This window comes from Draconibacterium sp., assembly GCF_041583095.1.
GTDB lineage: Bacteria > Bacteroidota > Bacteroidia > Bacteroidales > Prolixibacteraceae > Draconibacterium.
This window is the reverse complement of record NZ_JBFHGM010000017.1, coordinates 1-20,838: the sequence shown is the minus strand read 5'-3', so window position 1 is coordinate 20,838 and position 20,838 is coordinate 1. Positions and strand designations below refer to the sequence as shown.

Sequence of the window (20,838 nt, the reverse complement as noted above, 5' to 3'; positions counted from 1 at the left end):
CCTCAATTTGTCATCTGGGTGGTATAAGGTAGTTTAGTTAGAGATTCATAGTAATACAGAGTGCAAATATTTCAGAATGGTATGTGAAAAGATGTCAGTAACCAAACGTATTAAACTCAGCGATTAAAAGTGATAAAGGAGAAAAATTTAATTGGTTACCCTTTTTTGTTCTTCTTCCGAGGCCGTATTTCGTTCGCGTATTTTGATTGCCTTATTTCCAAAGTTGTGCGTAAAAGTTAAACGCAGCACGCGGGGTTCAAAATCCAGTTCATAATAATTGTCGATATTCAGTTCAGGAATATGCGCTTCCCGCTTAAGAAGTTGTGTTTTGAAAACATCTGAAATGTTCAGGTTTAACCTACTGTTCTGACTTTTCGATCGCCACTGTACGCCAAGGTCAAGTCTGCCCAATGGTTTTTGCACAAAAATTCCGGCCAGCGATTTCGAACGGTAAAAACCACTTATTTCAGCCGAAAACTGCTTGTTAATTGTAAAACTCTGATTGGAACTGATGTTGTGATAATTCTGCTTGTAGTCGATGTCAGTTCCCTCATAATCGGTTGCCAGCCGCTGCCAAACCCAAGAAATGCTATTTTGCATTTTCCACCAGTCAGTTACTGTTATCGGTAGTGCAAGAAGTGCCGAAAAATTCTCTGATTTATCCATGTTCTTCGAAATAAAATACTGTCTCTCACCATCTTCACTATACACCGGCTGAAACCTGGAAATGGAGTTATCGGTAGTGGTATAACTAAACGAAAGAATGTATGATTTTAACTGGTAATCAATCCGAAAAATATCGCTCATAGCCGGTAAAAGGTTTTCGTTTCCTGCCACAAACGTTTCGGGTGTTACAAAGGTGACGAAAGGAGCCAGTTCGTTAAAGGTTGGCCGATCGATTCGTTTGCTGTACGAGAACTGAACGGTGTTGTTCTTGTTTAATTTCTGCGAAACATAAAAGGTTGGAAACAATTTTCCGTAATGAAGATCAACAATACCTTTCTCTTCTTTTGTGTCGAGTACCGAGTTCAGGTATTCGTATCGTAATCCAGCTGTTACTCCCGTTTTTTCAGTCATTTGCCAGTTTGCCGATCCGTAAACAGCCGTAATATTTTCATTTAGCCACGATTTATTGGTGAGTTCCGGGTCGTATTCCCACTGTCCATCGCGAAAATATTGTACGGCCACATCGTTGGTAAACCATGTCAGTGTTTCTTTAAATCCGAGCTCCCATTTTAGCTTTTCGTTTTTACTGTTCGAGTAATCCACAGCCCCCACCAGAATATCAATGGGGGTGGTTTTAGTAATCTCGATATCCTCGCCGTCAATAAATTCTCCTGATGAGCCATAATTTTCAAGCGTAAAGTCAGAAGGATTATCATTGTGATAGTTCAGGTAGTCAATATTAAAATCCAACACTTCCTCCTCATGAAAACGATGATTCAGATTAATGTTTCCCATGCCATGAATCCACTTGTTGAGTTCTTCGGTTTCTAATCTTGAACGGCTGGATTCTACATTGTCGGTAAGGTAGTTAATGTTGTTCCAGGCGTCCATTTCGTAATCGCGGATATAACCGTTTGTTAATAAACTGAGTGTGGTTTTGCTGCTTAAAGTATAGTCGAAACCCATCCGGATATTCTGATAAAGTACCAGGGCCGAACGAATACTTTTCCCATTGGATTCAACGATATTATCGTTTGCCGGAAATGAACGATAAGTGGTGATACTCGACCTTTGGTTGTTAAAGTTTACATTGTACATGCCATAAAAGTTAAACTTTTCCACATGGTGATTCAGGTTAAGGCTGGCATTCATTTTTTCGCGCTTTGCCACACCGGCACCCAGCGAAAATGTGCCGTTGGTTCCAAAGTCTTCGCTTTTTTGCAGCACAATGTTAATTATACCTGCGTTTCCTTCAGCTTCATATTTTGCCGGAGGGGTAGTAATCAGTTCTATTCTTTTTACATTGTCGGCATTCATTCCGTCCAGCATCTGCATCACGGCTTCCAGTGGCATTCGATTTTGTTTGCCATTAATTATCACCTGTACTCCGCCTTTCCCGGCCATCGAAATGTTATTGTTTTGGCGATCAACGATAATACCCGGAGATTTTTCAAGTATTTCCAGTGCCGTATTTCCACTTGATGTGATACTGTTTTCAACGTTTACCACCATACGGTCCATTTTTAATTCGTAAATGGGTTTTTTGGCCACAACATCCACATCCTGTATTTGCTGCGCTTCAGTTTCTACAATTATAGGTTCTTCATGAAGGTGGTCATTCGAGGTTTTTATCTCAAAAGGTGCCGACCATGCCGGTTTGTACCCAATCAGGCTAACACCTAAAATATACTTTCCGGGCTTAAAATCGGTAAAGATATAGGTGCCTTCCTCGTTTGCCATTACACCTGATACCACCAGAGAATCAGCTTCGTTTAGCAAAAGAACATTGGCAAACGGAACAGGGCGGTTTAGTGGATCTTTTACTGCTCCCTGTATTTGAGCAAAAATAGTACCGGAAATACCAACAAATATGCTTAGTAAAAATGCTCTTTTAAACTTTGTGATTTTCATGGTGTGATAAATAAGGATAAATTAGTCTGTAATTTACATTGATTAATTGGTAAAAGCAATAAAGTATTGAAAATAAGCATACTGTATTATGAGTCATTCTCGTTGTTCAGGCATGTGTATCCCGTTTAGGTGGTAGTATGTGCTTGTCGATTGTATTTTTTATCAGAATTATTAGCTCTCAAAATAGTTGAAATTAAAAATCAATCGGACTTAATATTTGGTATCCAATCTTTTTAAGAAAACAGGGTATAAAGGAAAAGATCAGCAACTGGGATATTATTGTAGTGTATATTTATGAATGTTCTCTGCAACTACTTTGTGACCACATCGTATAGGAGAACAGTTTAAATTGGAGGAAGTATGCACGAAAATAAACTGGCCTTGTTATTTGGGGTAATCGCTTTGCTTTTTTTGGTCTGGAATTTTATTATTGTTTTGATAATTAAAGACCATCTGCAGCAACGAGGCGAAAAAGTCAATCCTGCAACCATGCATTTTCAAATTTTTTCGATAGCTAAAAAATACCGCGAATTCAATCAGAAAGAGATGGGAACATCGGGCAAACACTACGGTACCTTTAGGATAAGTATACTGTTGTTTGCACTCTTTTTATTGTTGGGAATTTTATTTGTCGCCTAACTAAGCCTGCGGAAGAGTAACAATAACAGAGGTGCCTTTTCCTACTTCACTTTCAATATTTATTGTACCCCTGTTTTTCTCAACAAAATCTTTTACAAGAATAAGCCCCAGTCCGTTACTTTTTTCATTTTCAGTTCCTTGCGAATGACTTTTGGAGGTGATGTCGAATAGTTGATTCAACTTTTCGGAATCCATTCCCAGTCCGGTATCAGTAATTTGTATGGTAACCTCTTTTTGTGCCGAGGCGAAAGTTTTTACATTGATTGATCCGCCGCGAGGGGTAAATTTTATTGCATTGCTTACAATATTTCTGATAATTGTTTGGAGCATATTGGCATCCGACAAAACTTTTAGTTGATTTTCAGTATCAAGCGAAATGGCTATTTGTTTCAGATTTGCCGATTGTTGTAATTTTTCAACCGTATTTTGTATCACTCCTTTCAGTTCAAGTTCCCTGGTATTTACCTCCATCTTTTTCACCTGCGATTGCGACCAAAGTAGAAGGTTGTCGAGCAGATCGCTGATGTTTTCTGATGAATCAAGCAGAATTTTCAGGAGTTTTCTGAGTTCTCCAGCATCAAAAGAATCAAATTCTTCGTGCAAATGTTGCAGAAAGGCTGTTTGTGTGTGGATTGGGCCGCGCAAATCGTGTGCAATAATAGCCAGGAACTTGTCTTTAGCAGCATTGGCCTCGGCAAGTTGAATGTTGTTTTGGCGCAGCCTACGATTAAAAATATAAATAACAGCTGCAATTATAAGCGTAAGCAGAATGCCAATAATCATAAAAATAAGCGAAGTGCGGTTTTGTTTTAGTGTTAGCCGGTTGATTTGGTTTTGCTGTTCCAGTTCCGCAATCTGGTTGTTTTTTGCATCAATTTCGTAAATGCCTTGTAGCTGCTCCATTTTAATGTTAACAGCTCCCAACAGCATCGAATCCTGAATGTTTATCAAATGTTGCTGACAGTCGATAGCTTTTTCCAGGTTGTTTAAACTGAGGTAAACCTCACTTAGTTTGGTATAAATATCGAGCTGGATTCGTTTTTGGTTATTCTGAATAGCCTGGTCGAGTCCTTTTAAAATCAAATCCAATCCTTCGCTGGTGCGCCCGGTTTTTATTGAACACAATCCGAGGTATTGATAGATTGATGGTTTACTAAGCTGATCTCCTACTTCGGTTTTGCCTTCTAAAGCATCTTTCAGGTATTTTTCCGCCAAGGAGTAATTTGCTGATTCATATTCAATACGCCCCAGGTTTTTATAGGCATTGGATATACCGTATTTCGAATTACTTTCTTTGTGAATTTTAAGTGTGTATTCAATATTTTTGCGGGCTTCGTAGGTATTACCTGCCTCCAAATTCAAAATTCCGATTTGCTCGTAACAGATAACAATTCCGCTTTTATTCTGGTCTTTTTTTGCCAGTTCTTCATAGGTTGCGAGTGCTTGCTTGTAATAATCCAAGGCTTTTTCGTTTAGTTGAAGGTCGGCATAAATCCGTCCGAGCAGGTAGGCATCCCAGGCATAACCTTCAACATAATCAGCTTTTTCGTAGTTCAACCGCGATTTAATGATGTATTCAATAGCACGATCGTATAAACCATTTACCCTGAAAACAGTTCCCATCATAGAATAGGCAGCTCCAACAGCACGGTAGTTTTCCGCCTGGCGTCCAGTCTGTACCGACATATTAAAAGATTGGAGCGCCTTTAAATGATCTCCCAGGGTGTGTTGATTAATACCCGAACGCAATAAAATATCACTTTGAGACCATAAATCATCCAGTTCGTTGGCAAGAACAAGAGCGCTGTCGAGGTAGGTTTGAGATAGATTAATGTTGTTGATTTCGTGACTGATTCGTCCTAATGCAAAAAAGGCTTGCATCTGAAGTGGCTTGTCTTTAATCTGTTTTGCTTCGTTCAGGGCTGATAATGCTATCGCGTTTGCTTCCGTGTTTTCACTATTAAAAAGAAGCATTGCCAGTTCAAGCTGTGCGTTTATTTTTTCTTTACCATTTGCGTTTGCAACTACCCGACGCAGGCTGTCGTTAGGCACATTGTTGTATGGCATGGCAAGGGTAATGTCCTTGACAGTAATAAATTGCGCAAAAAAAATGCAAAGAAATAGCATTGTGCTTTTGTTCATCAGCGATATAATTTTCTGATACCGTTTAAAATCTCTGAATTGTAGATAAAACTCGTCTGTTCTTTGTCTAAAACTACACTTTTCCACACTTTTTAACAAAGAAAATATCAAGCTGGTTATCCTTTACAAATGGAGCGAAAGCATTTTAAAGCTCAAGTTTTTAAAAATAAAGGTTTTATAGCGGTCATGCATGAAGCCGGAAAAGCGCATTTTAATAAGTCGGGCAAATTCAGGTGGTTTTTCTTTTTAAATCTTGTAAATAATTTCATTAAATGTATGGCTGTATTATGCCCGAATCGCTGGTTTAGTAGCTGATATGAACGTTTGGCAGAATAAGCTATTACGCTACCTCACTTGCGAAAGTGGGATGGTGCCGGTGTTTGTTTTGGGGCCATATTTTCATTCCGGTTTATGCGTGAAAAACAAGTAGCGGAATATGGGTGTGAAATACCATTTTGCGCGCTAAACTCGGATTAAAAAGCCTCGATATCATTCCTCTTTTATGTGTGGTAAGTGCCAGAATATCCACCGAATCGTTTTTAATTGTGCTTTCAAGTGTGTCTAAAACATTGTTTCCCATAATCAGTTTGCACTCAAACTCCTTTTTCTCGTATTTTTTGTGCAAAATATCTTTCATGCCTTCCAGCCGGGCAATGTCCCAGCCATATTCGTCGGGTAGGCCTACGTGCGCACAAACTACTCTAACTTCATACGATTTTACAATGTTCATTAGCTTGTCAAGAGCGGTAAAGTCCTTTTCATCGAAATTGGTGGCGTACAGCACTTCTTTAAAATCGCCAACCGGTTTCGGATCCATATTTTCGGGGATAACCAACACCGGAACGGGAGCATTGTACATTACATCGGCGGTTACACTGCCAACTGTTCCCGGCCACGATTTGTCGCCACCACGGCCAATTACAATCAGTCGAACAGGTTGTTCGTTGGCAAAGGCCAGAATGTCTTCTTCTGCATAACCGGGCTTAACAATATATTCCGGATTTACTTTTTCCCATCTCTCCGGTCCGATACTTGATACCAAAGGTGTCAGAAAGTTTTTAAACTGGCGGTTGGCCTCTTCTTCTGCATCCTCGGTTTGTTTTAACAGGGTGGTGTCGTACGGATAAATGTCGCCGTATGGAATTGAAAAGCGCACCGGACTTATGTACGAGTGCATAATTACCAGCTTGGCATTCAGGTGTTCGGTAATGTTAAAAGCCATTTCAACGGCTTTTTCCGATACGGTAGAAAAGTCGATGGGGACAAGGATCTGGCCGGGTTTGTTCACTTTTTTCTGTTTTCCGGCTTTTAGTCCCAGCAGTAAGTCAACTTCTTTAAAGGCTTCGTTCAGGTCGTTTTCCAGTATTTTAACCCGAACGGTTGAGGTGGCTGCTCCTTCAATTAAATGTACGTCTTCAAGCTCACATTTAATTCCTTTTTCCTCTAAACGCATTTTCAAAATATGGGCACGCGCCAGAGGTAATACTACGATTGTAACTAGTTTTTCACTCATGGCCAATTAATTTTAGTTTCTATATTATTTATATGGTTTTAAGGCCGATTAGTTTCAGAAAAGGACTGAAATCTTGTACCGGCCGTATTTTAAAGAAATGAGGTGAATACAATGATTGAGTATTGATTTAGAGAAGTGGCAAAAGAATAATAACTTTAGCGATGCAAATGGGTTTGTTTAACAACGATTCAGAATGTATTTTTAGCAATAACCAATTAAATTTAATAGTATGACCTATGTTCCAAATGAATCGAGATACGATGAAATGCTGTACAACCGCTGCGGAAAATGGGGGCTGAAACTGCCTGCCGTTTCGTTGGGTTTGTGGCATAACTTTGGCGGAATTGATGTTTTTGAAAATGGCCGGGCCATGTTGCACCGGGCTTTTGATTTGGGCATTACACATTTCGATCTGGCCAATAATTATGGTCCGCCACCGGGATCGGCCGAAGAGAATTTTGGTAAAATTTTAAAGCAGGATTTTAGTGCGTATCGTGATGAGCTGATTATTTCGAGTAAAGCGGGTTATCTGATGTGGCCGGGGCCTTATGGCGAATGGGGAAGCCGCAAATATGTGCTGGCCAGTCTCGACCAAAGTTTAAAACGTATGGGATTGGAGTACGTGGATATTTTTTATTCGCACCGCCCTGACCCTGACACGCCGCTAGAGGAAACAATGATGGCACTCGACCGGGCTGTTCGCTCGGGAAAAGCCTTGTATGTTGGTATTTCAAATTATCCGGCTGATATGGCCAAAGAAGCGTCACGTATTTTGAAAGAACTTGGAACGCCGTGTTTAATACACCAACCTAAATATTCGATGTTTGTAAGGTGGGTGGAAGACGAGCTGCTGGATGTACTGGAAGAAGAAGGAATTGGTTGTATCCCTTTTTCGCCACTTGCCCAGGGATTACTTACCAATAAATATTTGAAAGGAATTCCTGAGGGATCAAGAGCAACCCGCGAAGTTTTTCTGAAAAAAGAACATGTTGAAACGGCACACGATAAAATTGTGGCTTTAAATACCATTGCACAGGAACGTGGCCAGTCGTTGGCGCAAATGGCACTGGCATGGGTACTGCGAGATAAACGAATTACATCGGTACTGATTGGCGCCAGCTCGGTAAAACAAATTGATGACAATGTGGAAACGCTAAAGAACCTTAGTTTTTCGGATGAGGAATTGGCAGCCATTGAAAAGGTATTAAAGTGATAGTTGAAGAGTATAAAGCATAAAAAAAGGCTCGCAATTGCGAGCCTTTCTTTCTATAATACCGTTGGTTTACATTCCAAATAACTTTTCCAATCCCCAGAAGAGACTGAAAATAATTGCCATTCCGGCAATAGCACCTGCGGCCAAAGTAAAAATAAAGTTTAATGGCAGCTTTTTTTTCTCATTCTCAGTGTTCATCTTAATGACGATCTGATTCTGATTTGCTTTCGTTTCCATTCAATATATATTTAATTGCCCAATCCTAAAAAATGTAAATAGTTTAATTGTTATTTTCTGTGTATTAGCAGATCGGGCTGTTTCTAATTTTATCTTCCCAGTCTAATAAAAGACTTAAAAGTGTGATACAAAGGTATGGCTTTTTTGTTAAACATGCCAAAAAGCATGTTTTCGACGAGCTGTTTGTTAAATTCGTGTTACGTGGATGTTGCAGAATAGAATGGAATGATTCGTGAAAAAGTCGTTTGAAAAAATGGGCATTATATAGCAAAAAGAGGAGCTTAAAAAGGCCCCTCTTCGTATCATCTTTTATGTATTTTCTTATTAAGTAGCCGATTCGAATTGTTTTAAGAATCGAACATCGTTTTCGAAGAAATGACGGATATCTTTAATTCCGTAACGCAACATGGTAATACGCTCGATACCCATTCCAAAAGCAAAACCGGTATATTTTCGGCTATCAATATTACACAGTTCCAATACGTTCGGATCAACCATTCCGCAGCCCAGAATTTCGAGCCAGCCGGTGTATTTACAAACATTACAACCTTTGCCACCACAAATCGAGCAGCTTACATCCATTTCGGCACTAGGTTCGGTAAACGGGAAGTAGGAAGGACGCAGACGAATTTTTGTGTCTTCGCCAAACAGCTCTTTGGCAAACTGCAACAAGGTTTGTTTCAGGTCGGCAAACGAAACATTCTCGTCAACATACAAACCTTCAATTTGGTGGAATATACAGTGCGAACGTGCCGAAATAGCCTCGTTACGGAAAACACGTCCCGGGAAAATAGCACGAATAGGCGGTTCGGTGCGCTCCATAACGCGGATTTGCACACTTGAAGTGTGCGTACGCAACAGTACATCCGGATCTTTTTCAATAAAGAAAGTATCCTGCATATCGCGGGCAGGGTGCTCCGGCGGAAAGTTCAAAGCTGAAAACACATGCCAGTCGTCTTCAATCTCAGGGCCTTCGGCAACTGTAAATCCAAGACGGGCAAAAATTCCGATAATCTCGTTTTTAACCAGCGAAAGCGGATGACGGGTTCCCAGTTTCATGGGCTCGCCCGGCATGGTTAAATCCAGTCCGGCCGATTCGCTTCCATTGTTCTCAAAACCTTCTTTTAGCGTGTTAATTTTTTCTAAAGCAAAAGTTTAAAGTGTGTTAATGGCCTGTCCAACCTCTTTTTTCTGTTCGGCAGGAACAGTTTTAAAGTCGTTGAATAATTGGCCGATCAATCCTTTTTTGCTGATGTATTTTATGCGCAGCTCTTCTACCTCTTCCTTGCTTGAAGCTACAATATTATCGATTTCTTTCTGTAACGCTTTGATCTTGTCTAACATCCTTGTTTGTTTAAACTGAGGTGCAAAGATAATGATTCAGATTATAGTGAATAAAAACCGGGCACAATATTTTAGACCGATTTGCCGGGATTCAGGTTTTTAACTACTTTTGCGCCACATTTATGGTCCCGTAGTTCAACGGATAGAATAGCAGTTTCCTAAACTGTAGATATGGGTTCGATTCCCGTCGGGACTACTGACAAAACGCTCTACGCCTTGTGTGTAGGGCGTTTGCGGTTTTTAGGGGAACGCATGGGGAACGATTTCGTAAATGTTTGGAGAAAGCAAATAAAAAATCCGATCCTCGAAACATGCGAGAACCGGATTTGTAAAGGATTATTTATAGCGACAAAACCTCAATTTTTTACTACAACAACCATCGTAACAACTACTACAAACAGCATAACTGCACCAATAATAATAAGCTCCTTTTGACTTTCTGCCTGCTGTTCTAGTATTCCAGACTGTGCATTTAAAAGTTTTAATTCTGCTTCGGACTTTGCATTTAGCTCCTCTTGTCTTGATTTGGCACCTACTCCAAGTTGTGGCAGTACAGGTGCGACAACAGTAGCCAAGCCTAATCCTCCTGCTAAAATAGAGCCCAAAATGTTGAAGAATCCTCCTCCTCCCGATCTTGCAGAAACACTAGAACCAGTATTGGAATCGGAGCTTGAGGAAGATTCGGAAGAATTTCTTTTACCTTCAAAAAGTCCTAAAAATGAACTCATTTCATTTTCATCAATTACAGGTTTCTTAAATGCAGATTTGGCGCATACTAGTGTCCCACCAATAGAAGAATATTCCCTGTTGTAATAGTTGTTAGATTCCATTGTCTTCGCTTTTTTGTGGTTGCTTTCCTTTTATAGCCTCCTTTGCAATAAATTCTTTGATGCTGTCGGCTGTTATACTTATCGATGATAAATTACCGTCGATGGCGTGCATTAAATACATGTTCACCAGGAAGGCAGACATGTTATGTTTTATTGCAGCTTCTTTTTCGGCTTCGGTCATTTGTTTGGTTACAACAATGTTACGAACCCACAATTTTTGAAGTTCAGGATCATAAAGACTGCCAAAATAGAGAAATGGTCTTGTTCCTTTCAGAGTATCAATTAGTTCATTTTGCCGTTTTGCAAAATCCGGGCTGAGAACATTGCTCCTGAGAGCGAACTCCTGGGCAGGCAATAAATTGATTAGAAGTTGGTTTTTAGTCAACTCTTTTTCAACGGTTACCGTTTCTTTCTCAACTTTTGGTGCTGGATCGTCCTGAGTCCATCGTTCAAGAAGCATCTGCAAAAATTCACCCTGGGAATTTGCGCCTGAAGAAGCATTACACTCATTAAATAAGATAATAGTATCTCTAGCCGCCTGTATTGTTTTTGACTTAATATTTGGATTAGCCATAACTATTAGTATAGGTTGTTAATTCGTTCAGTTGCTTCTGCTTGTCTTTCCGCTAAGGCTACTTTTTCATCTATTTTGACAAAACGACCTCTTTTCATTTTCTCACCAAGGTTTGCAAATCTACTCTCATTCGGATTTGGATCGTATGTAAGGCGCGCCGGGGGGCGTACTCCGGAAAAAGAAGAATATTCGTCAGCATTTGTCACATCTTCTTTCTCAGGTGCTAATTCCTGGTATATTCCAACTAGTGATTCCATAACTTCAAACATGCCTCTTTTAACGGCGTGTTTAAAGTTGTCAGGTTCCTTGTCTTCTTTGCTTAATTCGTCTTTGCCCATTTTCCACAAATAGGCTATTACTGCCGCAAAAACTAAAATGTAATGTAATGGTTTCATAATTATTTATTTGTTTTGGGTTGCTGATCTTCTTCCGACTCTATTTTATTATCTGTTGATGTTTCTCCAGTATCGGTTTTTTTTGTGATACTGGCCATTGAATTCTCATCGTCTTTTCTATTGGCTTTCCCGATAAAAAAGAACACGATAGCTACAATACATAGTAATCCGAAAATTTCCTTTCGAGTTGTGCCGGTCATATTTTCTAATAAGTTTTCCATGTTTGATTTCATTTAATATTGATTTCCTAATTTATTGAGTTTCCTGTATTTCTAGGTATTCAGCACAATTTCCGGGGTATTCGGAGTGTATTTATAGAAAACCTCAAGAATAAATACCTTGTATTTTACTGGGTTGCACTCCTAAATACCTAACCGGAAATCACACTAAAACAACATAATGAAATGAAAAAAACCCAATATGAAAAAGAGCCTCAAAAACCAATGTTTTTTATTTACAAGTTGAATATAAATGATGGTAAACCATGCATGGCGGGTTATGGCGTTTTGTGGCGTTTTAATGTGCAATAAAGTTTAAAAAAGCTAGAATTTTATTGATTTAAGTCCGAATACGGCTTTTATCTGATCTACCGATTTTGGCGGATAGATATCAAATAAAGAGTAAAGAGAAATTAATTCCTTCTCTGACCTAATCTCATGCTTTTCTCTAATCCCGGTTATAGCATCCTTTGGACTTGCAAATTCTTCGATTATCGCCCGCCAAAGTTTTGGGGATAATTTTCGTTGTTTTATGTCTGTTTTAAAGTTTGGGTTGTCAGTCAAAAACTGATGATCTTTGGCAAGGTCTTCTATTCTTCTACGAAAAGTTGTTTCACTCCACCCGCAAGCTGATCTAATGCCTGCTTTTGTAAACTTCCAGCTATATGGCTTTGGAGTACTCACGTTTTTCGTTTTTTACAAATGAAGTCGTTAAAATCGTTGTAACCAGGATAGAGAATAGCGGATTGATTAACCGCGTTTGCGTTCCATTTTCTAATTTTTTCAAATGCTTTTATTCCAGATTCATCGTTATCTAGAAAACAAAATACGTCAATAGCATTTTTCACGGCTTCTTCAACGTATGGAATGTTTGATGTTGAATTTAAAACAATGGTCTTATTCTTTAAATCGATGGTTCTAAAATAGGTTAGTGCGGAAAGGTAGTCAAAGAAGCCCTCAAAGATATTCAGGCTGTTTTCGCGCCCTGGGATAGTTCTAATATACTTGGGGCTTAAGCTTCCTTTAAAGTGTTTACTGCGTAGTTCGTAACCGCCTTTGTCGTTTCTGAATGCAACTGCAAAAAAAGGTTTTTCTTGGTTTGAATATGTCTTATAGTAGGCCTCTTCAAGGTATTTCATTCCAAGATCAATGCCGCGTTCTCTTACATAATTTTTTAAAGGGTACTGCCAAATTGGTTTTATGCTAATGATCTTGAACTCAGATGAACTTTCTTTTTGCTTATCGGAAAAAGAAAAAGACGATTTACAGTTTTCAGGTGTTCTCAAAACGTCCAGGGCTCCCAAAACGTTTGTGCAATACATTTTCATAACCAGGTCAACCAAGGAACCGCCCTCGCAGATGCTTTCGTCCCACCAGGTATTTTTTGCCGTGTTCACTTTGAAGCTTGGTTTTTTGTCCTTTCTATAAGGTGCTTTGTACCACCAGTTTTTTCCGTAGGTTCTAACTGGCTGGAATCCCTGTGTTGCCAGAAAATCAGGAATTTTAATTTTTTCGTTTGCTTGTTTGCAGTTCATGTTTTTTCTTTTTCTGTGAGCAATTGAGTGTTTTTATTTTCATAAAAACCTGTGAGATTGTGAGAAAAATGGACTAAGACGTAGTAAATCAGGTAAATATCTGTCTCACAAACTTCTCACAAAAGGATTTTATTTGTGAGATTGTGAGATTGTGAGAACATTGTGAGAAGAATGTGAGATTTATATAATATTGAATATTAGGTTTATAGTTATTCATAACTCACATCTCACTTATTTTCTATGAACTTATCTTTGCTGAATGTGTAAAATCTTCCCTGGCATCCAATTTCTTCTGGACTTGATGTTCCATTATTATTTAATCTGTATTTCCATCTTTTATAGTATGTTGATTCATTTATTGGAGTGTAGCCCCACTGTTTTAACACATCAATTATTTCAGTTTTCTTTGAGAATACACCATTTTCATATTTAAGAAGTTCCATAATATCTTTTGGTGTCAAAAAGACTTCGTTCTGCTTGAAATGTAAAAACTGGTCTATGATTACCTCTCTTATTTCTTTTTCAAGTAGTCCGGTTCCCGATTGCATTACTTTTTTTAGTGCCTCAGTCCACAGCTGTTCTTTTGTGAACCACATACGGGTTTCATTTGGTGTTGTGATATCCCGATTGGTAAGAAATTCTAGAAATGCCGGTATTTCTTCTATCATTTTTTTTCTCAGGTTAATATCTTCCGTTTGAAAGGATGGAACCTTTCTAATCCAAAACCTTATTTCATCGTGTGGAATTTTTAGAAAGCCGGTCTCATTGTTAGAGCATAGAATGAATTTCCCGAAAAATTCCTGTTCTATTCTGTCCTTTCCTTTTGCTTCGCTGTTTATGGTTCTGGCCGTGGAAAGGGCTTTTAACTTTTCGGCATCCTCGGGCTTGTCAAGAAGGACTTCATCAACTCCAATAAGTATTTTTGTAGACCATCCAGAATTGAAATTTGTTCTAAAATCCTCATTGGTGTTGAAGGTCATATTTTTACCAAATATGTCCTTTAAGAATAGTAAAAAAGTTGTCTTGCCGGTATTTCGTTCTTTAGATACCAGGCATAAAATTGGTAAAATTTGAGTCGGATGTTTCCAAAGGATTGTGAGATAGTCAATTCCAATCAAATATTGTTCCCTGAAAATGTGCTCTAAAAACATTTTTATTGTTGACCAGTCTCCTTTTTTCGGTTTATGAGGAATTGGCTCGTACGTATTGTAAGAATTAAATACCTGTCTTTGATAATTAACATGATTCGGTATTAAACAAGCCGAGTCATATTTAGCTATGTCTTTCAGTATATTTCCGTGATCTTCTCTGATTAAATTTTTATTCCACTTATACAAAATCTCGTTTGTGTCTTTTGAAGCCAAAGGATGGTGAACTATTTTATAATAATCCGTGCCGATCCTTAGATATTGACTGGCCGGATCGTTTTTGTTTTTTCTTTTTTCAGCCATGCAGATGAAAGTTTACTTTTGAGTAGATTCTTGTTCTGCTCTATCTTCAACTATTTTGAATTGCGTTTCTATGTCTTCAATTAATCGAATTAACTTCCATAGATTTTTGAGTTTTTCTCTACCTCCTCCGGTTTCTGGTAATTTGGTTTCGAAAGATGCAGCTTCAAAAACTTTTTCGAGGCTTATTTTTATTTCCCAGGCATTTTCTGATGATGATAAAAGCTCTAATAGTGCATGTTGTCCTTGTAACATAGTATTATTATTTTTAAAGATTTGAATTTCTAATTACTTCAAGTACCTCGCTTCTCAGTAAGAATTTGCCACGCTTTCCGAAGCCATATTGTCTAAAAATGCCTTCGCGAATAAGTTTATTGAGATAAGGGAGGGATCGTCCTATCAATTTGGCTGCCTCAGGTTTACTGATTCTTTCTTTTTCAAGGTCGGTTTGTTCATTACTACTCGTTTTTGCCTGGTTGGCTTCTCCTTTTAGTTGCAGATACCTTTCTTCTGTAAGTATCACACCGAAATGTTCGTTTTTCATAATTCTAATAATTTAAGTATATTGTGTTATAATAAAAACTATGCAATAATAGAGAAAACTATTAAATATATAGAAAACAGTGTAATCTAGTTATTAACAAAAGAATTGTTAATAAATGTGCTCTTGATTAATAGAAATTCCTATAAGTTTGTATTAATGGAGATAAATGAAAAAATAAGAAGATTAAGAATTGAGAAGGGTATCAGTCAGGCAGATGTGGCAAGTCAGTCAGGAATAAAGCAGGCGTCTTATTCTAATATTGAAAAACCGCAATCAAAAGGAGGTAATAAATCTATCTCTATCGACATTGGCAAAGGTATTGCAAAAGCCCTGGGGGTTTCTTTTAATGAGTTGTTTGATATTGAAATACCAAATAGTGATCAAGTATCACGGATTGAAGAAGAAAACTCTAAACTTAAAAAAGAAAACGAACAGCTTGAAAAAAGAGTAAATGAGCTTGAAAAAATGGTATCTCTCTTGGAAACGATTCATCACAATTTTAGCCGTGAAATTATGGATGCAATTGACTGGGTGGATAAAGATTTTACAGATGAAATCTATGCATGTTTAAATGAAATCACAGATAATGAGGCAATTAAAAAGGAGCTTTTTGATTTAGCTATAAGAAAATCCAAAAGGGGGGAAGAAGTTTTTAATAAATGGTATAGTCGATTTGAAAAAGATGTAGAAAATAGCAAGGTAGTTCGTCCGGAGGTGTATTTTAATGGCATTGAAAACAAGTGGATGAGCCGGAACAAGGAATAAATATTGGTGAAATATAACAAAATATATTACGGTACTGGAGCAAAAAGAGGTACAATAACTTATTTATTATACCTCTTGGGCGTACTTACTTGTAGTTCGGATTGTGGCGGCCCCTCTTGCGTAATGTTTTACGATGCTTGAGCAGATTTGTTCTTTTCTTTTTTCTTTTTCTTGTCAGCTTTTTTCTTTGCCTTCATTAACCTTTGTTTCATTTGATCTATGCCTTTTTCTTTAATCGTTTCTGATACTTCCAGGTAGGCGCGGATCGTTTCCATTTTTTCAAGGCCGGTGTATGACATTATTGTTGGGATATCGGTTCCAATCTCGTGCTGCATACAAATGAATGTTTTTCGCCCTGTGTGGCTGGTTATAAGCTCGTGTTTGGGTTTTGTCAATGTGTTAGGTCCTTTTTCTTTATGTGTTAATACTTCGAGTTTTGCATCAAGTTTTGCCTCTTCACAAGCTTTTTTAAGCATGCGGTTAAAGCTTTGGTTTTCGTATTGCGGTAGCAGCTTAAATGATTCTTTGTAGCGGTTGATTATATCAAAGTGCAGTGAGTTTAACGGAAGTACAACCGGTGTGGGGTTCTTGGTTTTTTGTGGCGTGTATATTAGTTTTTCACCGTGAATATTATCTTTTGTCAACCTGTTTAAATCGCTGTACCTGGCACCAGTTAAGCACCCAAAACAAAAGAAATCGCGTGCTTTGGCATAAGACTTATTTTTAAAGTCGTAGTACATTAGCTGGATTAGCTCATCATCTGTCAATCTGATTACTGTTATTTTCTTTTCCGGGGCACTAAACTTTTTGAATTCCCTGGATTGATGATAATTTCTTTCATAGCTCCAGGTCATAAAAGTTTTTATCCTATCGATTATTTTAGAAAAGTAATTCCAGCCATGTTCTTTGTCAAGTAATATGTATTCTTGTAGGTGGTCGAAAAAGTCAATGTTGACAGTGTCAAAACTCACTTTATAATTTGTGTCAGCCTCGAATTTTAACAGCTTATTCTTATTCGAGTTGTGCATTCGGCTTGTGTTCGACTTGTGCGTGTTCTTTGAGTATTTGATAAAATCGTCGTAAGCGTCCCAGAAGGTTTTCTTTTTCTCCTCAAGGTTTATCTCCTCGCCTGCAAAGAACTTTCTAACCAGTTCCGTAGTAAGTTTCTTTTTGTTTTTCAAACAATCTTTGAATAGTTGTTTAGCCTGGTATTCGTAATCATCGAGAAAAGAATTTATTTCAATGTACTCAGAGTAATATTTGTCACTCTCTCTGAAATTGTATAGCCTTTGAGTTTCGGCATTCCATTTTTTACACTCAAACTTTCCCAGGTTATTTTTTGTAACTTTTACTTTAAAAGGAAATGTTTTGATTACCGGCTTTGGATCGGCTGATATTTTAGCGCGAACCGGAGCAAAATTATTCTTATCTGTTTTGCTGAAATTGACGTGAAAACCTATTTTAGCCATACTGGTGAGATGTTATTTTCACTTCAAAAGTACAAAAGGGGAACGAGAAAGGGGAACGAATTCGGGAAAAATAGGAGTATTTTACAGAAAATAGAAAAATAAATAGCTATATAAAGAGTTGATAAACAGAAAATAAGACAAAATAAGAATTTTAACATAAATATATCCCGATTCCCGTCGGGACTACAAAGGTCGCTGAAAATCAGTGGCCTTTTTTGTTTATTAATCATGCATAAACACCGGTTTGGTAGTTTTGGCCAGTGCCAGCAGTTCTTTTGTCTCTGCTTCTTCAATGGGGTTAAAATCCTGCATAAACTCCAGCGCTTTTAAAAACAGGGTGTATTCGCCCGGTGGAATAGCTGCTGTTACTTTTTTTGAAAGGGTATAACGAAGTGCCAGTTTCATTACTTTTTCGTCGTCGATGGGTTTATACCAGCAATTTTTAAAGATCAGGTCTTCCTTTTCGCCAAATGTGGTGAGTGCCATGGCTTTTAAAGCCATAATCCCAATGCCTTGTTTTTCGGCTTCGGCATAAACCTGGGGGCCAAAGTCGCCGGCATTCCAGCAGGCAAAATTAATGGGGAAAAGTATCGAATCGAAATCAAAGTTTTTTAGCGCAAATAAAGCCGCCTTAACCGAATGTGCCGAAAAACCAATATGTTTTATTTTACCATCTCTTTTGGCTTTTACCAAGGTTTCCAGCGCGCCTTTTTTACCAAAAGCGGTTTGTACTTCGTCATCGGTAGTTAGCTCGTGCAGCTGGTACAAGTCAAAATAATCGGTTTGTAGTTTTCGTAGCGAGTTATCGAGGTCTTTTTGTGCTCCGGCAGCATCGCGTTGCCGGGTTTTGCAAGCCAGAAAGGTATTTTTTCGATAGGGTTTAAGTGCCGGCCCTAAACGTTCTTCGGCATTTCCGTATTTGGGTGCCACATCGAAATAGTTTACACCTAAATCATAAGCTTTGGCCACCAATTCGTTGGCAAACTCCTGTGGATTATCGTTCAGCATAATGCCTCCAAACCCAATTATCGACAACTCTTCATTTGTTTTTCCCAATTTACGTTTGGGAATGGAATAATCTGCCGGGAAATCTTTACCAAAGTCTTTTATTGCGGAAATAAGAGTTGCCATGATTTTGGTTTAAATAATTAGAATTAGTATCAAAGCTACAAATTTTTCTGTAGCATATAAAAGAAGTAGACTGGCTACTGCATTAGAAAACAGAGAATTGAAATGCGTGCAAAAGAAATTGCGAAGGCAGAAAATGTAAAAAAATCTAAAAAAATAGAAAAATATCAATCATTGTTTTGATAACTAAATACTTTTTTGTTCATTTGTATTGTCGTGCGTTCAGCACGATGTGTGTTTGGGGGTTAACATTAGTAAAAGGGCAGTTGTTGAACTGCCCTTTCTTCGTTTATATACACTCCTGTTTCAATAAAAGCTCTACTAATTATTTTTGTTGTTTTTTATAATGAAATCATTGTTAAATAGCAGGTGCTTAGCTGTTTAGCTGTAAATAATTATTCTTTTATGTACGTGTTTACACTTATTTATTGTACCTTGTAAGGGTTAAACTTAATGTGCTGTATATAGATTTTAGCAAGCATTAAGAGAAACACATTCAAGATAGGCCGGTTATTGAACCGGCCTTTGTTTTAATAAAATACTAATAAACCTTTTGTTTGTTTTCAGGTTGTAGATAGAAATTTTAAACGGACAAAATGTGTCGATTATATCCTTTTCTAATCATATTGTTTATTGTTTCTGTTGCCTGTAATTCAAATAAAGAACCAAAAACAGCACCCGATGTGGCTAAGGAAGAGTTATCGTGTTGTAATGTAAATTCCAAATCGCGGTTTTTGGTGCAGCCCGATTCGTCAGAGATAATTCCGCGAAGTGCCGGAACACAGGGAATGGTTTTTATTAAAGGGGGTATTTTTGAAATGGGGGCCGACAACGATCAGGCCCGTCCCGATGAATACCCGAAACATCCCGTAAAAGTGAACGGTTTTTGGATGGATGAGCATGAAGTAACCAACGCGCAATTCAAAAAATTTGTGGATGAAACCGGCTACATCACTGAAGCCGAAAAGGATATTGACTGGGAAGTGATGAAAACACAGGTCCCGCCGGGTACTGCCAGGCCTCCGGCAGAAATGTTAAAAGCAGGATCGATGGTTTTTACGCCGCCATCGCAGGCTGTTCCCCTAAACGATATTTCTCAGTGGTGGTCGTGGGTGGTAGGTGCCAACTGGAAACATCCTGAAGGGCCTGAAAGTACGATCTTTGGTCGCGAGAATCATCCTGTAGTTCACATTTGCTGGAATGATGCCGTGGCGTACTGTAAATGGGCCGGAAAACGATTACCTACCGAGGCCGAATGGGAATTTGCTGCGCGCGGAGGACTGGAAAACAATATTTACCCGTGGGGAAACGAACATATTGAAGACGGCTCGCCAAAAGCCAATTCATGGAACGGACACTTTCCGAACATCAATACCCAAAGAGACGGACATTTTGCTACAGCTCCGGTAAAGTCGTATGAGCCAAATTTCTACGGATTGTACGATATGGCCGGCAATGTGTGGGAATGGACGGCTGATTGGTACGATCAGGTCTACTATAAAAGTTTGCCAACTGATGAAATTACGGTTGACCCGAAAGGACCAGAGAAGAGTAATGATGCAAGAAATCCTTACGACAAACGAAAAACCATTCGGGGTGGATCATTTTTGTGTAACGACAGTTATTGTTCAAGTTACCGGGTGGCAGCCCGCATGCCCGGCGAAATTAATACAGGGATTAGCCATACGGGGTTCAGGTGTGTATTGGATTTTAAGCAGTAAAACAATTCACTACTAAGGGCCTTATCAGTCTCTTTTCTTTGCTGCAGTGGCTCAGTGGCTTTGGGTTTAGCTTGTCTGTTTATTGCCCAAGTTTATCTTACATTTTGTATCTGCTGATTAAGTAGTACCGGGTTAAAATTTGCAGAATCCAGCGATGATTTGAATGCAGGAAAGATGATGGCAGTTTGAATACCGGGCATGACCAGCTGATTAGTATGCTGTTAAGTGTTTGCTAAAAAGTTTATAATTTTATTAATCTTGTTCTTTTTCCGTGTGAACCGATGTAATAATTGACTAAATTTACGGCATTAATATGTATTAGTCAAGTGGAACCAAAGCTCAAAATATCAAATCTTCTAATCACCTACCGGTGTTTGTTTGAGTGCTGGATCTTGTATGCTTAGAATTTCCCCCAACAGTTACCCCTGTTTCTTTATTGTTTAATTTAATTTTTTTGAAGTCATGTCTTTAGCAGATGAACTAACCATAAAGACACCCGAGCGCCCGGCTGGCGCTGAAGGTAATTTTTATACACCGCACCCTAAT

Annotated in this window: 22 protein-coding genes and 1 tRNA gene; 6 read left to right on the top strand and 17 right to left on the bottom strand. The window is 38.4% G+C overall.

Annotated features, from left to right (window positions below):
* Positions 1-147: 147 nt before the first annotated feature.
* The gene (locus ABZB17_RS02980) at positions 148-2,577 is read right to left on the bottom strand and encodes a TonB-dependent receptor domain-containing protein (RefSeq protein ID WP_372648030.1); all 2,430 of its coding nucleotides are present in this window, start codon (positions 2,575-2,577) and stop codon (positions 148-150) included.
* Positions 2,578-2,937: 360 nt separating this feature from the next.
* On the opposite strand from ABZB17_RS02980, the gene ABZB17_RS02975 reads away from it, so the two are divergent.
* Positions 2,938-3,216, top strand: coding sequence for a hypothetical protein (locus ABZB17_RS02975; RefSeq protein ID WP_372648029.1), 279 nt, complete (start codon positions 2,938-2,940; stop codon positions 3,214-3,216).
* Here the strand turns inward: ABZB17_RS02975 and ABZB17_RS02970 are convergent, their stop codons facing one another.
* Positions 3,217-5,358 carry a tetratricopeptide repeat protein gene (locus ABZB17_RS02970; protein WP_372648028.1) on the bottom strand — a complete coding sequence of 714 codons (2,142 nt, stop codon included), beginning with the start codon at positions 5,356-5,358 and terminating at the stop codon, positions 3,217-3,219.
* A 409-nt stretch (positions 5,359-5,767) separates the two neighbouring features.
* Positions 5,768-6,871: a universal stress protein gene (locus tag ABZB17_RS02965; protein WP_372648027.1), complete on the bottom strand. Its 1,104-nt coding sequence runs from the start codon at positions 6,869-6,871 to the stop codon at positions 5,768-5,770.
* Positions 6,872-7,100: 229 nt separating this feature from the next.
* Between ABZB17_RS02965 and mgrA the strand changes: the two genes are divergently transcribed.
* A complete protein-coding gene (gene mgrA, locus ABZB17_RS02960) occupies positions 7,101-8,084 on the top strand; it encodes an L-glyceraldehyde 3-phosphate reductase (protein WP_372648026.1) in 984 nt (327 codons plus the stop codon).
* A gap of 69 nt (positions 8,085-8,153) precedes the next feature.
* On the opposite strand, the gene ABZB17_RS02955 is transcribed toward mgrA, so the two are convergent.
* From ABZB17_RS02955 to ABZB17_RS02945, 3 genes are all read right to left on the bottom strand, one after another.
* Positions 8,154-8,321, bottom strand: coding sequence for a hypothetical protein (locus ABZB17_RS02955; protein WP_372648025.1), 168 nt, complete (start codon positions 8,319-8,321; stop codon positions 8,154-8,156).
* Between the two features lie 324 nt (positions 8,322-8,645).
* A complete protein-coding gene (gene pheS, locus ABZB17_RS02950) occupies positions 8,646-9,458 on the bottom strand; it encodes a phenylalanine--tRNA ligase subunit alpha (RefSeq protein WP_372648047.1) in 813 nt (270 codons plus the stop codon).
* Between the two features lie 18 nt (positions 9,459-9,476).
* Complete coding sequence (locus ABZB17_RS02945; protein ID WP_372648024.1) at positions 9,477-9,665, bottom strand: hypothetical protein; 189 nt, start codon at positions 9,663-9,665, stop codon at positions 9,477-9,479.
* Positions 9,666-9,789: 124 nt separating this feature from the next.
* On the opposite strand from ABZB17_RS02945, the gene ABZB17_RS02940 reads away from it, so the two are divergent.
* Positions 9,790-9,861: transfer RNA gene (locus tag ABZB17_RS02940), tRNA-Arg, on the top strand.
* Positions 9,862-10,021: 160 nt separating this feature from the next.
* Here the strand turns inward: ABZB17_RS02940 and ABZB17_RS02935 are convergent.
* From ABZB17_RS02935 to ABZB17_RS02920, 4 genes are read right to left on the bottom strand one after another with little or no spacing between them, the layout of a single operon-like run.
* Complete coding sequence (locus ABZB17_RS02935; protein ID WP_372648023.1) at positions 10,022-10,495, bottom strand: hypothetical protein; 474 nt, start codon at positions 10,493-10,495, stop codon at positions 10,022-10,024.
* Positions 10,485-11,069, bottom strand: coding sequence for a hypothetical protein (locus ABZB17_RS02930; RefSeq protein ID WP_372648022.1), 585 nt, complete (start codon positions 11,067-11,069; stop codon positions 10,485-10,487). Before ABZB17_RS02930 ends, ABZB17_RS02935 begins: the two co-directional genes overlap by 11 nt.
* Before the next feature lie 5 nt (positions 11,070-11,074).
* Positions 11,075-11,464, bottom strand: a complete 390-nt coding sequence (locus tag ABZB17_RS02925; protein WP_372648021.1) for a hypothetical protein — start codon at positions 11,462-11,464, stop codon at positions 11,075-11,077.
* A 2-nt stretch (positions 11,465-11,466) separates the two neighbouring features.
* Entirely contained in the window at positions 11,467-11,685 is a 219-nt protein-coding gene (locus ABZB17_RS02920; protein WP_372648020.1) for a hypothetical protein, read from the bottom strand.
* Positions 11,686-11,868: 183 nt separating this feature from the next.
* Between ABZB17_RS02920 and ABZB17_RS02915 the strand changes: the two genes are divergently transcribed.
* Positions 11,869-11,994: a hypothetical protein gene (locus ABZB17_RS02915; protein WP_372648019.1), complete on the top strand. Its 126-nt coding sequence runs from the start codon at positions 11,869-11,871 to the stop codon at positions 11,992-11,994.
* A gap of 12 nt (positions 11,995-12,006) precedes the next feature.
* On the opposite strand, the gene ABZB17_RS02910 is transcribed toward ABZB17_RS02915, so the two are convergent.
* The 5 genes from ABZB17_RS02910 to ABZB17_RS02890 all read right to left on the bottom strand — a co-directional run bounded on the left by ABZB17_RS02910 (position 12,007) and on the right by ABZB17_RS02890 (position 15,209).
* Positions 12,007-12,366: a hypothetical protein gene (locus ABZB17_RS02910; RefSeq protein WP_372648018.1), complete on the bottom strand. Its 360-nt coding sequence runs from the start codon at positions 12,364-12,366 to the stop codon at positions 12,007-12,009.
* Positions 12,363-13,079 carry a toprim domain-containing protein gene (locus tag ABZB17_RS02905; RefSeq protein ID WP_372648017.1) on the bottom strand — a complete coding sequence of 239 codons (717 nt, stop codon included), beginning with the start codon at positions 13,077-13,079 and terminating at the stop codon, positions 12,363-12,365. Before ABZB17_RS02905 ends, ABZB17_RS02910 begins: the two co-directional genes overlap by 4 nt.
* A gap of 365 nt (positions 13,080-13,444) precedes the next feature.
* Positions 13,445-14,668, bottom strand: a complete 1,224-nt coding sequence (locus tag ABZB17_RS02900) for a primase-helicase family protein (RefSeq protein ID WP_372648016.1) — start codon at positions 14,666-14,668, stop codon at positions 13,445-13,447.
* A 12-nt stretch (positions 14,669-14,680) separates the two neighbouring features.
* Positions 14,681-14,920 (bottom strand): hypothetical protein, encoded by a 240-nt coding sequence (locus ABZB17_RS02895; RefSeq protein ID WP_372648015.1) that lies wholly within the window; start codon positions 14,918-14,920, stop codon positions 14,681-14,683.
* Between the two features lie 13 nt (positions 14,921-14,933).
* Entirely contained in the window at positions 14,934-15,209 is a 276-nt protein-coding gene (locus ABZB17_RS02890; protein ID WP_372648014.1) for a hypothetical protein, read from the bottom strand.
* 156 nt (positions 15,210-15,365) lie between these two features.
* On the opposite strand from ABZB17_RS02890, the gene ABZB17_RS02885 reads away from it, so the two are divergent.
* Positions 15,366-15,974, top strand: coding sequence for a helix-turn-helix domain-containing protein (locus ABZB17_RS02885; protein ID WP_372648013.1), 609 nt, complete (start codon positions 15,366-15,368; stop codon positions 15,972-15,974).
* Positions 15,975-16,102: 128 nt separating this feature from the next.
* Here the strand turns inward: ABZB17_RS02885 and ABZB17_RS02880 are convergent, their stop codons facing one another.
* Complete coding sequence (locus ABZB17_RS02880) at positions 16,103-17,443, bottom strand: site-specific integrase (RefSeq protein WP_372648012.1); 1,341 nt, start codon at positions 17,441-17,443, stop codon at positions 16,103-16,105.
* Positions 17,444-17,665: 222 nt separating this feature from the next.
* Positions 17,666-18,574: an aldo/keto reductase gene (locus ABZB17_RS02875; protein WP_372648011.1), complete on the bottom strand. Its 909-nt coding sequence runs from the start codon at positions 18,572-18,574 to the stop codon at positions 17,666-17,668.
* A gap of 593 nt (positions 18,575-19,167) precedes the next feature.
* On the opposite strand from ABZB17_RS02875, the gene ABZB17_RS02870 reads away from it, so the two are divergent.
* The gene (locus ABZB17_RS02870) at positions 19,168-20,292 is read left to right on the top strand and encodes a formylglycine-generating enzyme family protein (protein ID WP_372648010.1); all 1,125 of its coding nucleotides are present in this window, start codon (positions 19,168-19,170) and stop codon (positions 20,290-20,292) included.
* Positions 20,293-20,838 lie beyond the last annotated feature (546 nt).